Annotated in this window: 9 protein-coding genes; 3 read left to right on the top strand and 6 right to left on the bottom strand. The window is 64.6% G+C overall.

Annotation, left to right across the window (positions count from 1 at the left end; translation table 11 throughout):
* Window positions 1–39 precede the first annotated feature (39 nt).
* Window positions 40–1,224 (top strand): MFS transporter, encoded by a 1,185-nt coding sequence (locus ACK2SD_RS11160; RefSeq protein ID WP_295481801.1) that lies wholly within the window; start codon window positions 40–42, stop codon window positions 1,222–1,224.
* 10 nt (window positions 1,225–1,234) lie between these two features.
* On the opposite strand, the gene ACK2SD_RS11155 is transcribed toward ACK2SD_RS11160, so the two are convergent.
* The 3 genes from ACK2SD_RS11155 to ACK2SD_RS11145 all read right to left on the bottom strand — a co-directional run bounded on the left by ACK2SD_RS11155 (window position 1,235) and on the right by ACK2SD_RS11145 (window position 4,678).
* Window positions 1,235–2,179, bottom strand: coding sequence for a LysR family transcriptional regulator (locus ACK2SD_RS11155; protein WP_295481799.1), 945 nt, complete (start codon window positions 2,177–2,179; stop codon window positions 1,235–1,237).
* Between the two features lie 33 nt (window positions 2,180–2,212).
* Window positions 2,213–4,066 carry an ABC transporter ATP-binding protein gene (locus ACK2SD_RS11150; RefSeq protein ID WP_412462139.1) on the bottom strand — a complete coding sequence of 618 codons (1,854 nt, stop codon included), beginning with the start codon at window positions 4,064–4,066 and terminating at the stop codon, window positions 2,213–2,215.
* Between the two features lie 84 nt (window positions 4,067–4,150).
* Window positions 4,151–4,678, bottom strand: coding sequence for a hypothetical protein (locus tag ACK2SD_RS11145; protein WP_029613568.1), 528 nt, complete (start codon window positions 4,676–4,678; stop codon window positions 4,151–4,153).
* Between the two features lie 175 nt (window positions 4,679–4,853).
* Here ACK2SD_RS11145 and ACK2SD_RS11140 point away from each other — a divergent pair, with 175 nt between their 5' ends.
* Entirely contained in the window at window positions 4,854–5,711 is an 858-nt protein-coding gene (locus ACK2SD_RS11140) for an SDR family oxidoreductase (protein ID WP_412462138.1), read from the top strand.
* A 67-nt stretch (window positions 5,712–5,778) separates the two neighbouring features.
* Here ACK2SD_RS11140 and nfuA read toward each other — a convergent pair whose 3' ends face one another.
* The 3 genes from nfuA to ACK2SD_RS11125 form a co-directional block, all read right to left on the bottom strand.
* The gene (gene nfuA, locus ACK2SD_RS11135; RefSeq protein WP_029613566.1) at window positions 5,779–6,363 is read right to left on the bottom strand and encodes a Fe-S biogenesis protein NfuA; all 585 of its coding nucleotides are present in this window, start codon (window positions 6,361–6,363) and stop codon (window positions 5,779–5,781) included.
* A 59-nt stretch (window positions 6,364–6,422) separates the two neighbouring features.
* Window positions 6,423–7,448 carry an acyltransferase family protein gene (locus ACK2SD_RS11130; RefSeq protein WP_029613565.1) on the bottom strand — a complete coding sequence of 342 codons (1,026 nt, stop codon included), beginning with the start codon at window positions 7,446–7,448 and terminating at the stop codon, window positions 6,423–6,425.
* Window positions 7,449–7,559: 111 nt separating this feature from the next.
* Window positions 7,560–9,860, bottom strand: a complete 2,301-nt coding sequence (locus ACK2SD_RS11125) for a fatty acid cis/trans isomerase (RefSeq protein WP_116888425.1) — start codon at window positions 9,858–9,860, stop codon at window positions 7,560–7,562.
* Between the two features lie 173 nt (window positions 9,861–10,033).
* Between ACK2SD_RS11125 and metH the strand changes: the two genes are divergently transcribed.
* Window positions 10,034–13,741, top strand: a complete 3,708-nt coding sequence (metH, locus tag ACK2SD_RS11120) for a methionine synthase (RefSeq protein WP_412462137.1) — start codon at window positions 10,034–10,036, stop codon at window positions 13,739–13,741.
* Window positions 13,742–13,888: the final 147 nt, after the last annotated feature.

Raw genomic sequence — 13,888 nt, 5'->3', positions numbered from 1 at the left:
TAACGAATAGACTGATCGGCCTTTACATCGAGCCCGATCATGTCCGTCTACCAAACGCCCCCTCTGGCAGCACCTTCCACGCAGAAGACCGGGATCAGCATCGCGATCCTGGCCTTCTCGGCTTTTCTGATTGTCACCACTGAATTCCTCATCGTTGGCTTGCTGCCGCAGATCGCGCGCGATCTGGATCTGTCGGTTTCAGCCGCCGGGCAACTGGTCACCCTGTTCGCCTTCACCGTCATGCTGCTCGGTCCGCCCCTGACCGCCGCGCTCTCCCACCTCGACCGCAAGCGCCTGTTCATCGCGATCCTGTGCCTGTTCGCGGCGACCAACGCCTTGGCCGCCGTGGCGCAGAACTTCACCGTGCTGGCCATCGCCCGCATCGTACCGGCCATGGCGCTGCCGGTGTTCTGGGGCACGGCGAGCGAAACCGCCGGGCATCTGGCCGGAAAACAGCACGCCGGGCGCGCGGTTGCCAGGGTCTACCTGGGCATCTCGGCGGCCATGCTGCTGGGCATTCCGCTGGGCACGGTCGCATCGACGCTGATCGGCTGGCGCGGGGCGTTCTGGGTGCTGTCCGGGTTGTCGTTGCTGATGGCCGTGGCCCTGTGGTGGCTGATGCCCCAGGTCGCCCGCACGGCGAAACTGGACCTGCGCCAGCAGGCGACGATCTTCAAGGACGCCTATTTCGTGGGCAATGTGCTGCTGTCGGTAGTGGTCTTCACGGCGATGTTCATCGGCTACACCTACCTGGCCGACCTACTGGAGCGCGTGGCTGGCGTGCCGCCCGCGCAGGTCGGCTGGTGGTTGATGGGCTTCGGTGCGGTCGGCCTGATCGGCAACTGGATCGGCGGCAAGCTCGTCGATCGCTCGCCGCTCAATGCCACACGGCTGTTCCTGATCCTGCTGGCGCTGGGCATGGCAGCGTTGGTTCCCGTCGCCCACTCCACCGTGCTGCTGTGCGCCGTGCTGGGGCTGTGGGGCATCGCCAACACCGCGCTGTACCCCATCTGTCAGGTGCGGGTGATGGCCTGCGTGTCGCAGGCCAAGGCCCTGGCGGGCACCAGCAACGTGTCGGCGGCCAATGCCGGCATCGGCCTGGGCGCAATCATCGGCGGGCTGACCCTGACGCACCTGGGCACCGACTACCTGGGCTACGTGGCCGCCTGCGTCGCGCTGCTGGCCTTGGTGCTGTTGGCGGTGGTTCGGCGGCTCGCGCCCTGACCGGCAGCGCTCACTGTGCCGTGTCAGGCGGCGCAGGCCGTCTGCCGTGGGCGCACAGGCGCGGCGCCAGGTAGTCGAGCAGGGCGCGGACCTTGGGCAGGTTTTCCCGGCTTTTCAACCAGACCAGGTTGATCGGCAAGCCATCGGTGGACAGTTCAGGCAACACCTCCACCACGCTGCCTTGCTCCATGTGCCGTTGGGTCAGCCAGGTGGGCAACTGGGCGATGCCGAGCCCCGCCAGCACGGCCGCCACCTCGCCTTCGCCATCGCCGACGGCGATGCGCGAAGGCATGCTGCGTCGTTCTATGTCCCCGGCCTCGCGGCCCTTGAGGTACCAGGGCCCGACACCGCCATCACGCTGGCCATAGACCACGCAGGCATGGCCGTGCAATTGGGCCTGGTCGCGGGGCTCGCCATGGCGTTGCAGATACCGGGGTGCGGCGCAGAACACCAGGCGCTGCGCACCGAGGAACTGGTGCCCGAGGCTGGCTGGCCAGGCATCGGGACCACCGATACGCACCACGATGTCGATGCCTTCGGCCACCGGATCGACGAAACGGTCGGTGAAGGACACATGCGGATCGACCTTGGGAAACAGGTGCAGAAAATCCAGGATCAGCGGCAGCACATGCAGGCGTCCGAAAGACGCCGGCAAGTCGATGCGTACCCGGCCCTGCGGCGTTTCGCTGTCGTTGAGCAACGCCGACTCCACGTCCTCCAGCTCGGCCAATACGCGGGTGCAGGTGCGCTGGAAGGTCACCCCGGCCTCAGTCAGTGCCAGGGTGCGGGTGGTCCGCTCGAACAACCGCACGCCCAACCGTGCCTCCAAGCGCGCCACGCTCTTGCTGACCGCCGAGGCGGTGAGATTCAGGCGCTCTGCCGCCGCAGTGAAGCTGGCGCACTCGGCCACCGCGACGAACACGTCGAGGCCTTTGAGCCGCTCAGAGGTGTGCATGGGCAGGTCCTTGCGTAGAGGGGCGGCTGCGGCTCATTCGGTGGCCTCCAGCACACCCTGGTCTTCGCCGAGGAAGCCTCCGCTCTGGTGCTGCCAAAGCCGGGCGTAGATGCCGTTGCGCGCCAGCAGTTCGGCATGGGTGCCCTGCTCGATGATGCGCCCCTCGTCCATCACGATCAGCCGGTCCATCGCGGCGATGGTCGACAAGCGGTGGGCGATGGCGATCACCGTCTTGCCCTGCATCATCTCGTCGAGGCTTTCCTGGATGGCCACTTCCACCTCCGAGTCCAGCGCGCTGGTGGCTTCGTCGAGCAGCAGGATCGGCGCGTTCTTGAGCATGACCCGCGCGATCGCCACGCGCTGGCGCTGGCCGCCGGAGAGCTTGATGCCACGCTCGCCGACCAGGGTGTCGTAGCCGGTATGGCCCTGGCGGTCGCTGAGCTGGCGGATGAAGTCATCGGCCTGGGCGTCGACGGCGGCCTGGCGGATCTGCGCTTCGGTGGCGTCAGGCCGGCCGTAGGCGATGTTGTCGCGAATCGAGCGGTGCAACAGCGAGGTGTCCTGGGTGACCATGCCGATGGCACTGCGCAAGCTGTCCTGGGTGACCTGGGCGATATCCTGGCCGTCGATGCGGATCTGTCCTTGGTCGACGTCGTGGAACCGCAGCAGCAGGTTGATCAAGGTCGACTTGCCGGCCCCGGAGCGGCCCACCAGGCCGATCTTCTCGCCGGCCTGGATCTCCAGGCTCAGGCCATCGAGCACCTGACGTTCGCCGTTGTAGTTGAAGTGCACGTTGTCGAAGCTCACGGCCCCGCCCTGGGTCTGCAGCACACCGGCACCGGGCGCGTCTTGCACCTTGGGACCGGTGGCCAGGGTGGCCATGCCGTCCTGCACGGTGCCGATGCTCTCGAACAGCGAGGTCATCTGCCACATGATCCAGTGCGACATGCCATTGATGCGCAGCGCCATGGCGGTGATCGCCGCCACCGCACCGGCGCCAACCTGGCCCTGGTGCCAGAGCCACAGGGCATAGCCGCCGGCACTCATGATCAAACCGACCACCAGCGCCTGATTGGCGATCTCGAACTGGCTGACCAGGCGCATCTGTCGGAAACCGGTGTGCTTGAAGTCTTCCATCGCCGCCCGGGCGAAATGCGCCTCGCGCTTGGAATGGGAGAACAGCTTGACCGTGGTGATGTTGGTGTAGGCGTCCGACACCCGCCCGGTCATGGACGAGCGGGCGTTGGCCTGCTCCTGCCCCACTTTGCCCAGGCGCGGCACGAAGTACAGCATGGTCAGTCCGAACAGCAGCAACCAGGCCACGAACGGCAGCATCAGCTTGGGCGCGAAGCCGCCCGCCAAGGCGATGATCGCCACGAAGTACACCCCGATACCCGGCAGGATCTCGATCAAGGTGAACAGCACCTCGCGCACCGCCAGGGCGGTCTGCATCACCTTGGTGGTGACCCGCCCGGAGAATTCATCGGAAAAGAACGACAGACTCTGGCGAAGCATTAGACGGTGGAAATCCCACCGCAGGCGCAGAGGCAAATTGATCGCCAGAACCTGGTGCTGGACCATGGTGCGTGCGGCCACCAGCGCGATGCTGATCACCAATACGGCGCCGACGCCCCACAGCACGCGAGTCTCCTCGGCGGTTACGGCTTCGCCGACCTGCCATTTGGCCAGCAGGTCCACCACTTGTCCGAGAAAGGCGAACAGCCAGGCTTCATACACCGACACCGCGGCGCTCAGCAGTGCCAGGGCGACGATGTAGCCGCGCGCGCCGCGGGTGCAGGCCCACATGAAGCGCGCCAGCCCCATGGGCGGTGGCGGGGCCTCGTCGGGCGGGAAAGGGTCAAGCCAGCGTTCGAGTACACGCAGCATGAAGGTCTCCAGACACAGGAAAAGGAAGGGATTCTGCCAGATGGGCGGCCGTGCTGACTGTAAGTGAAATGTGAAGGCGGTCCGTCAACCGAGCTGAATGAACAGCGCGTAACCGCCCAAAATCACCCAGAACGCCAGGAAGATCCACGGCGTGCGCAGGGAAAACAGCAGCGACTTGCGATGCGACGCCCGTGAGGTCTCGGCCTCGGCGAACAGCGGCGACTCGTCGTAGGCCAGGCCCATCAGCGGTTCGCTGCGCAGTAGATTGCTCTGCTTGAGCTGCCAGTGGTCGATGATCTTGTAGGCGGCATGGATCCCCGGCCAGGCGTTGAGCGAACTGAGCACGCCCAGCAGCGCCAGGAAGGGCGGCACCAGCAACGTGAACATCTGCCCCCAGCTCTCGTTGAGGTTGCTCATGGCGGAGACGAAGGCGATGACCAGGAAGGATTGCGCAGTGAGGTAGGCGTCGGTGCGGTTGGCCAGGATGGTGGTCTCGTACTGGATTTCCCGGCGATAGAAATCCAGGCGCTCTTTCGGCGAGCCGAACATCCGTGCTTCGCGCTCGCTGGAGATTTCATGCTCGGGAGTAGCGGGGGTGATGATGCGTGGCACGCGATCGCTCCTGATCGTTGTGTGACTCGATAGGGGATAGAGACAGGCGCGCGAGAAAGATTCAGATCAATCGCCCGCCGACCGTCTGTCGTGGCAGGCGTAGATCCGTTCCAACCCTGAGCACTGGCTCGCTTCATAGGCAAAGAGACCTTTTCCTTCAGCAGGAGTGATCGCCATGCGCAACTACCCCACCCCACCGTTCGCCTCGCAGCCGCAGACCGTGCCCGGCAGCCAGAAGATCATGGACCCGGTACCCGATTGCGGCGAACAGTCGTACACCGGCAGCGGTCGGCTGACGGGCAAGAAGGCGCTGATAACCGGGGGTGACAGCGGCATCGGCCGCGCGGTGGCCATCGCCTATGCCCGCGAGGGCGCCGATGTGGCCATTGCCTACCTCGACGAGCACGAAGACGCCAAGGACACCGCCAAATGGGTGGAGGCCGAAGGTCGTCAGTGCCTGTTGCTGCCGGGCGATCTGGCGCAGAAACAGCACTGCCACGACATCGTCAGCAAAACCGTCGGACAGTTCGGGCGCATCGACATTCTGGTCAACAACGCGGCGTTCCAGATGTCGCATGAAACCCTCGACGAAATCGACGACGAGGAATGGGTGAAGACGTTCGACATCAACATCACCGCGATCTTCCGCATCTGCAAGGCGGCGCTGCCGTCCATGCCGCGCGGCAGTTCGATCATCAACACCAGTTCGGTGAACTCCGACGACCCGTCGCCAAGCCTGCTGGCCTATGCCACCACCAAAGGCGCCATCGCCAATTTCAGCGCGGGGCTGGCACAGATGCTCGGCCCGCAGGGCATCCGGGTCAACAGCGTGGCGCCAGGCCCGATCTGGACACCCTTGATCCCCGCGACCATGCCGGATGAGGCGGTGCGCAACTTCGGTTCGAAAACGCCGCTGGGACGGCCAGGACAGCCGGTAGAGGTGGCGCCGATCTATGTGCTGCTGGGCTCGGACGAGAGCAGCTACATTTCCGGGTCGCGCTATGCGGTGACCGGCGGCAAGCCGATCCTGTGAGGGCTTTGCACTGAATGCGATTGGGGCCGCACAATGCGGCCCCAATGCGTCACGCCTTCCACTGGACTCAGTAGTAAGCGTTCTCTTTCTGACTGTGGTCAGTCACATCCCGCACGCCTTTCAGCTCCGGCACCCGCTCGAGCAGCGTGCGCTCGATACCGTCCTTGAGCGTCACGTCGGCTTGGCCGCAGCCCTGGCAACCGCCGCCGAATTGCAACACGGCGATACCGTCCTCGACCACGTCGATCAGGCTCACCTGCCCACCGTGGCTGGCCAGACCCGGATTGATCTCGGTCTGCAGGTAGTAGTTGATGCGCTCGTTGAGCGGGCTGTCTTCGTTGACCATCGGCACCTTGGCGTTTGGCGCCTTGATGGTCAGTTGCCCGCCCATGCGATCGGTGGCGTAGTCCACCAGCGCGTCTTCGAGAAACGGCTCGCTGACGGCATCGATGTATGCGGTGAAGCTCTTCAGACCCACGGCGGTGTCGTCAGGCTTCTCTTCGCCCGGCTTGCAATACGCGATGCAGGTCTCGGCGTACTGGGTGCCCGGCTGGGTGATGAAGACGCGGATGCCGATCCCGGGCGTGTTCTGCTTGGAAAGCAGATCGGCCAGATAATCATGGGCGGCGTCGGTAATGGTTATAGCGCTCATGGAAGTTCCTCACAGACTTGCCGTGCAGTGTACGCCAAAGCCCGGCATCGGACAAAGTCCTAGTATTTGACTCGGGATAGCGCCGGTGCAGCCTGGTTCGTGGCGAACTGCGCCTTCAATCGCCGGTACAGGCCGCACTCCAGCCACTGGTAACTGAACCACGACAGCAAGCCGATGGCCGGCACGCAGACGGCGAACACCAGGTACGGGTTCAGCGCCAGGCGCTGGCTGACGAACCAGCCGGCCCAGAGCACCAGCACGTGGATCAGGTACACCGAGTAGGAACAATCGCCCAGCGCCTTGAGCACCCGGTTGCCACGAAAGTATGGCTCCAGGGCGATGAACGCCAGCACCACCATGGCACTGGGCAAGCCCCAGTGCAGCAGGCGTTGCGAGGCGTCGAGCCGATACAACGCGAAGCCGGCCGCCACCAGCACCGCCAAAGGTAGCCAGAGTCCCTCGCGGATCAAACCACGGCGGTACAGCACGCCCAGCCCGATCCCCAGCACGAACTCGTAGATGATGTCGTTGTTGTAGAAGCGGCTGAGCACACCAAGACGGCCGAGCACTTCACTGACCAGCAGCAACGCAGCGGTGACCAGAATCAGGTGATGGCGCTGGCGCACCAGAAAGGCCAGGCCGAACAGCAGGTAGAAGAACATCTCGAAGTTCAGCGTCCAGCCGACGTTGAGCGTTGGATAGAGGCCATAGCCACCGGGGTTTTCGGACGGTACGAACAACAGCGACAGCAGCAGATGCTGCCAGTCGAACACCTGATGCGGCATCCAGCGGCTGGCCGCCAGCAGCATCACGGCCATGAGCAAGGTGTAGAACCAGTAGGCCGGGACGATGCGCAGCACGCGGTTGAGGAGGAATTCGCGGGGCGCGATGTCTTTGTCGCGGGTCGAGAGGTAGATCACCAGACCACTGATGACGAAGAAGATGTCCACGCCCACCGCACCGCGCTCGGCGAGCAGGCGGCCCACGGGGCCGTCGGCATGGAAGTCGAAGAAGATCTGCATGAAGTGGTGGCAGACCACCACCCAGGCGGCGAACGCGCGGAGCGCCTGAAGCGAATACAGCATGGGTTGTCCTGCGATTGTCGGTGCATTCAGGCCCAGCCGTGGCAGCGCGCTGAGCGCTGCCACGGCTGGGCCACCCACCTGTCCGACCACAGTCAACCCGGAAAGGTCCGATCAGAGGTTCTCGTAGCGGTTCATGTCCAGTACCCCGGCTTCGACCGGATCGGTTTCCTCGATGAAGGTGCTCAGGTCATGAAAGTACTGCCAGAACTGCGGATGGCTGCGGCGAATGCCCCAGCGCTCGACGATGCGCTCGAACTTGCCGGTGTCGTCGCGCGCCGCTTCCATGGCATCGACGAATGCCGCCACCTCACTGGCCGGAATGTTGAACATGAAGTTGGGGTAACTGCTCAGCACGCCCGGGTACAGGGTCAAGGTATCCAGACCCGGCTGGTAGCGGTAGGCCTCGCCGAGCAGGAACGCGACATTGCTGTGGGCGCGGTTGCGCAGCAGGCTGTAGACCTGGCGCTGACCGCCCTGCCCTTCGATGCGCAGCAGGGTCGCCTCGGGCAGTTGGCCGATCACCTTGAGCCCGGCGGCCGGACGCGACACCAGGCGGCTGAGCGACTGCTCGACGTCACGGAACTGCGCGTTCATCTGCGGCCGCGAGCAATAGGCCCCGGTGCAGCGGTTGATCGGGTCGGGGGCCGCGTTGAGGCTGGCGGTGCGTTGCAGCAGCTTGAGGCCGAAATCGCGTTCGGCGTGGTGCTTGTCCAGTTGCAGCCCGCTGGGCGTGTCGGTGTCGATGTCGGTGTAGTCCAGCCACATCTTCACCTTGCCGCTGTTCTGGTACCAATCGTCGAGGATCGCCCCGCGCTTCTCGGCGGGCATCAGGCGCAGGAAATTGACCTCGGCGCCATTGCGGATCAGGTCGAAGTACAGGCGCGTCTGCAACTGGTGCGAGACGTTGCCGAACACGTCGAAGTTGACCGCCAACTGGTAATAGGTGCGCTCGAGCAGCGGGTAGTCGAACAGCCACATGGTGGTCGGCACATCGCCGATCAGGCCCTTGCTCACCGAGGCGCTGTCGAAGTGGCGGAAGATGCTCAGCAAGGCGTTGTCATTGCCGGCCCACAGCGTCGACCAACTCGGTGGCGGCATTTCGGCATAGGCCTCGCGGCGCAGGGTTTCGTAGTCGTTGCGCTTGTTGCGGTAAGCGCGCCACAGGCTCAACACGCTGCCGACGTCGTCGATCTGTCCAGGCATGGCCAGCAGCGGCGTCGCCTGGCCACGGTACACCGCGTCGGTGACATAGCGGTCGTGGGCCGGCTCCTGGAACAGCGCCCAGAAGTTGTCGCGGATCACGTCGGTGGCGATCTGCCCACGGCAGACCGGGCCGCGGATGAAGGTGCGCACGAAGTATTCGGCGTTGTCGAGCATGAATTGGTAGCGCGCCACCGCCGGGATCGCTTCGAAGGTCTCGAACGGATTGGCGCGGCGCTGCGGGCCATAGCCTGGCAGCGAAGTGGTCTGCCAATCGCCGCTGTAGAACAGCTGCTTGACGCGCTTGAGCTTCTGCGGACCCATCGGGTAAGTGATGTGGGTCTTGTGCACGATCACGCCCTGCACCGGCATCAATCGGTAGTAGAAATCGCTACCCGGCGGATCGTTGGGCCGCCGCGTGGCGATCAGGTCCACCGGCTGGCCACTGGGCGTGCGCGAACGCACCCACTGGAAGAAGTGACCCGGCTCACCGCCGGTGAAATAGATGTGCGCCAGGAACAGGTGCTCGTACAGCCAGCGACCGACCAGCGCTTCGCTGGCGCCTGGGCGGTTGAGCAGTGCCTCCCACTCGGCGATCTGGCTGGCCTCGCTGGCGCTTGGCTGGATCGGCTGGTACTCCACCGGCGCGCCGGCGGCGAGCCAGCGCTGCAAGGTCTGGTGTTCCTGGTCGGTGAGCCCGGTGACCGCCAACGGCATGCCCTCCTTGGGATGGGCGCCAGCGTAGGCGTCGAACTCGTGGGGCAGCGGGCACATGTTGTTGCGCTCCAGGCCCAGGACGATCTCGTCCGGCAACTTGGCATTGGGCGTGAGTGGGGTCTTGTGGCCCAGCTCGAGCATCCGCGCCATCAGCGCCGCCTGACTGCCCTGGGCGTCGAGCACCGAGTAGAAACCCTTCTTGCGCCAGGCCTCTTCACCCTGGGCATCGTAGAACAGCCGCGTGGTCGGCACCGCCTCGCTGCGCTCGCCCTGGTACACCGGCACCTTCGAGGCGCCGCGCTGCACGCCCTCGGCGCTGCCCAGATTGAGCTGGCAGGCGGCATCGTTGCAGGCGTGGCAAGCCACGCACTTCTGGGTAAAGATCGGCTGGATGTCCCGGGTGTAGGAAATGCTCGGGCTCGATTGAGGGGCTTGGGCCCATGCGGCGCCACCGAGCAGCAAGGCAAAGGAGGCGGCGATAAAACGTTGCACCATGTGCGCAGTGTCCTGGTTCTTGAGAGCTGTCACGATTGTCTGTGTTTCCAACGGGTCTGCGCCTGGCATCGCCAACATGAATCAAATTCATGCAATTGGCCGATGCACCTAAAATCCGTGCAGCTTTGTTATTATCCCGCACTTCCGATCTTCGTCCGACCAGGTTAGTTCTCATGCCCGACCGCAGCGCTCGTCTCCAAGCACTTCAGCACGCACTGAAGGAGCGTATCCTGATTCTGGACGGCGGTATGGGTACCATGATCCAGAGCTATCGTCTGGAGGAAAAGGACTATCGTGGCACGCGCTTCGCCGATTGGCCAAGCGATGTTAAGGGCAACAACGACCTGCTGCTGCTGACCCAGCCCCAGGTGATCGCCGCCATCGAGAAGGCGTACCTGGACGCCGGCGCCGATATTCTCGAGACCAACACCTTCAACGCCACCCAGGTGTCCCAGGCCGACTACGGCATGGAAGCGCTGGTCTACGAGCTCAACGTCGAAGGCGCGCGCATCGCCCGCCAGGTGGCGGACGCCAAGACCCTGGAAACCCCGGACCGCCCACGTTTCGTCGCTGGCGTGCTCGGCCCCACCAGCCGCACCTGCTCGATTTCCCCGGACGTCAACGACCCAGGCTATCGCAACGTCACCTTCGACGAACTGGTGCTGAACTACACCGAGGCCACCCGCGGTCTGATCGAAGGCGGCGCGGACCTGATCCTGATCGAAACCATCTTCGACACGCTCAACGCCAAGGCCGCGATCTTCGCCGTGCAGCAGGTGTTCGAGGAAGATCGGGTCGAATTGCCGATCATGATCTCCGGCACCATCACCGACGCCTCCGGCCGCACCCTGTCCGGGCAGACCACCGAAGCCTTCTGGAACTCGGTACGCCATGCCAAGCCTATTTCGGTAGGTCTGAACTGCGCACTCGGCGCCAAGGACCTGCGCCCCTATCTGGAAGAGCTCTCGGCCAAGGCCGACACCCAGGTGTCCGCCCACCCCAACGCCGGCCTGCCCAACGCCTTCGGCGAGTACGACGAAACCCCGGCGGAAATGGCGGCGGTGGTCGAGGAGTTCGCCGCCAGTGGCTTCCTCAATATCATCGGCGGCTGCTGCGGCACCACCCCAGGCCATATCCAGGCCATCGCCGAGGCCGTGGCCAAGTACCCGCCACGGGCCATCCCGGACATTCCCAAGGCCTGCCGGCTGTCGGGCCTGGAACCGTTCACCATTGATCGCCAGTCGCTGTTCGTCAACGTCGGCGAGCGCACGAACATCACCGGTTCCGCCAAGTTCGCCCGGCTGATCCGCGAAGAGAACTACACCGAAGCCCTGGAAGTGGCGCTGCAGCAGGTCGAGGCCGGCGCCCAGGTGATCGACATCAACATGGACGAAGGGATGCTCGACTCCCAGGCGGCCATGGTGCGCTTCCTCAACCTGATCGCCGGCGAGCCGGACATCTCCCGCGTGCCGATCATGATCGACTCCTCGAAGTGGGAGGTGATCGAAGCGGGCCTGAAGTGCATCCAGGGCAAGGGTATCGTCAACTCGATCTCGATGAAGGAAGGCGTCGAGCAATTCAAGCACCACGCCAACTTGTGCAAACGCTACGGCGCCGCCGTGGTGGTGATGGCCTTCGACGAGGTCGGCCAGGCCGACACCGCCGCGCGCAAGCGGGAAATCTGCCAGCGCAGCTACGACATCCTGGTCAACGAGGTGGGCTTCCCGCCCGAAGACATCATCTTCGACCCGAACATCTTCGCCGTCGCCACCGGCATCGAGGAACACAACAACTACGCCGTGGACTTCATCGAAGCCTGCGCCTACATCCGCGACCACCTGCCCCACGCGCTGAGTTCGGGCGGCGTGTCCAACGTGTCGTTCTCCTTCCGTGGCAACAACCCGGTACGCGAAGCGATCCACTCGGTGTTCCTCTACCACGCCATTCAGAATGGTCTGACCATGGGCATCGTCAACGCCGGCCAACTGGAGATCTACGACGAGATCCCCGCCGCGCTGCGCGAGAAGGTCGAGGACGTGGTGCTCAACCGCACCCCCGAGGGCACCGACGCCCTGCTGGCCATCGCCGACGACTACAAAGGCGGCGGCGCCACCAAGGAAGTGGAAAACGAAGAGTGGCGCTCGATGCCGGTGGACAAGCGCCTGGAACACGCGCTGGTCAAGGGCATCACCGCCTACATCGTCGAAGACACCGAGGAATGCCGGCAGTTGGCCACGCGACCGATCGAGGTCATCGAAGGACCGCTGATGAGCGGCATGAACGTGGTCGGCGACCTGTTCGGCGCCGGCAAGATGTTCCTGCCGCAAGTGGTCAAGTCGGCGCGGGTGATGAAGCAGGCGGTAGCGCACCTGATTCCGTTCATCGAGGCCGAAAAAGGCGACAAGCCCGAGGCCAAGGGCAAGATCCTCATGGCCACGGTCAAGGGTGACGTGCACGACATCGGCAAGAACATCGTCGGTGTGGTGCTCGGCTGCAACGGCTATGACATCGTCGACCTCGGCGTGATGGTGCCGGCCGAGAAGATCCTGCAGACCGCCCGCGAGCAGAAGTGCGACATCATCGGTTTGTCCGGCCTGATCACCCCGTCGCTGGACGAAATGGTCCACGTAGCCCGCGAAATGCAGCGCCAGGACTTCCACCTGCCGCTGATGATCGGCGGCGCCACCACCTCCAAAGCCCACACGGCGGTGAAGATCGAGCCCAAGTACGCCAACGACGCGGTGATCTACGTCACCGACGCCTCGCGCGCCGTGGGCGTGGCCACCCAGTTGCTGTCCAAGGAGCTCAAGGGCGCCTTCGTCGACAAGACCCGCCAGGAATACGTGGAAGTGCGCGAGCGCACCGCCAACCGCAGCGCCCGCACCGAACGCCTGAGCTACGACCAGGCCATCGCCGCCAAGCCCCACTACGACTGGGCCGCCTACCAGCCGGCAGTCCCCTCCTTCACCGGTGTCAAGGTGCTGGAAGACATCGACCTGCGCGAACTGGCCGAGTACATCGACTGGACGCCGTTCTTCATTTCCTGGGACCTGGCCGGCAAGTTCCCGCGCATCCTCACCGACGAGGTGGTCGGCGAAGCCGCCACGGCGCTGTACCAGGACGCCCGCGACATGCTCGAGAAGCTGATCAGCGAGCAACTGATCAGCGCCCGTGCGGTGTTCGGCTTCTGGCCGGCCAACCAGGTCGAGCACGACGACATCGAAGTCTATGGCGACCAAGGCCAGACCCTGGCCACCCTGCACCACCTGCGCCAACAGACCATCAAGCCCGACGGCAAGCCGAACTGGTCGCTGGCCGACTTCGTCGCGCCGAAGGACAGCGGCGTCACCGACTATGTCGGTGGCTTCATCACCACCGCCGGCATCGGCGCCGAGGAAGTGGCCAAGGCCTATCAAGACAAGGGCGACGACTACAGCTCGATCATGGTCAAGGCCCTGGCCGACCGTCTGGCCGAGGCCTGCGCCGAATGGCTGCACGCCCGGGTGCGCAAGCAGTACTGGGGCTACGCCCAGGACGAGCAACTGGACAACGAGGCGCTGATCAAGGAGCAGTACAGCGGTATCCGCCCGGCCCCGGGCTACCCCGCCTGCCCGGACCACACCGAGAAGGCCACGCTGTTCCGCCTGCTCGACGGCACCGCCATCGGCGAAACCGGCCCCAGCGGCGTGTTCCTCACCGAGCACTTCGCCATGTTCCCAGCGGCCGCCGTCAGCGGCTGGTATTTCGCCCACCCGCAGGCGCAGTACTTCGCGGTCGGCAAGGTGGAAAAGGACCAGATCGAGCGCTACAGCGCTCGCAAAGGCCAGGACATCAGCGTCAGCGAACGCTGGCTGGCACCGAACCTGGGCTACGAGGCCTGATCCTGTAAGCGCAGCGGCTCGCGGTTCGCCACTTGCCGCTTGCCGCTTGCCGCTACCACCCTCCTAAATTCCTTCCGCGCAGGCTCGTCCATCCCTCACAACAGGTACCTCACCTGCCCTGACGATGGCGAGCCGCGAGAAGGCCAT

It is taken from the genome of Pseudomonas sp. SC11 (assembly GCF_047039205.1).
Taxonomy (GTDB): Bacteria; Pseudomonadota; Gammaproteobacteria; order Pseudomonadales; family Pseudomonadaceae; genus Aquipseudomonas; species Aquipseudomonas boreofloridensis.
Note: the sequence above shows the minus strand (reverse complement) of the source record. Positions and strands in the feature narration are given on the sequence as shown.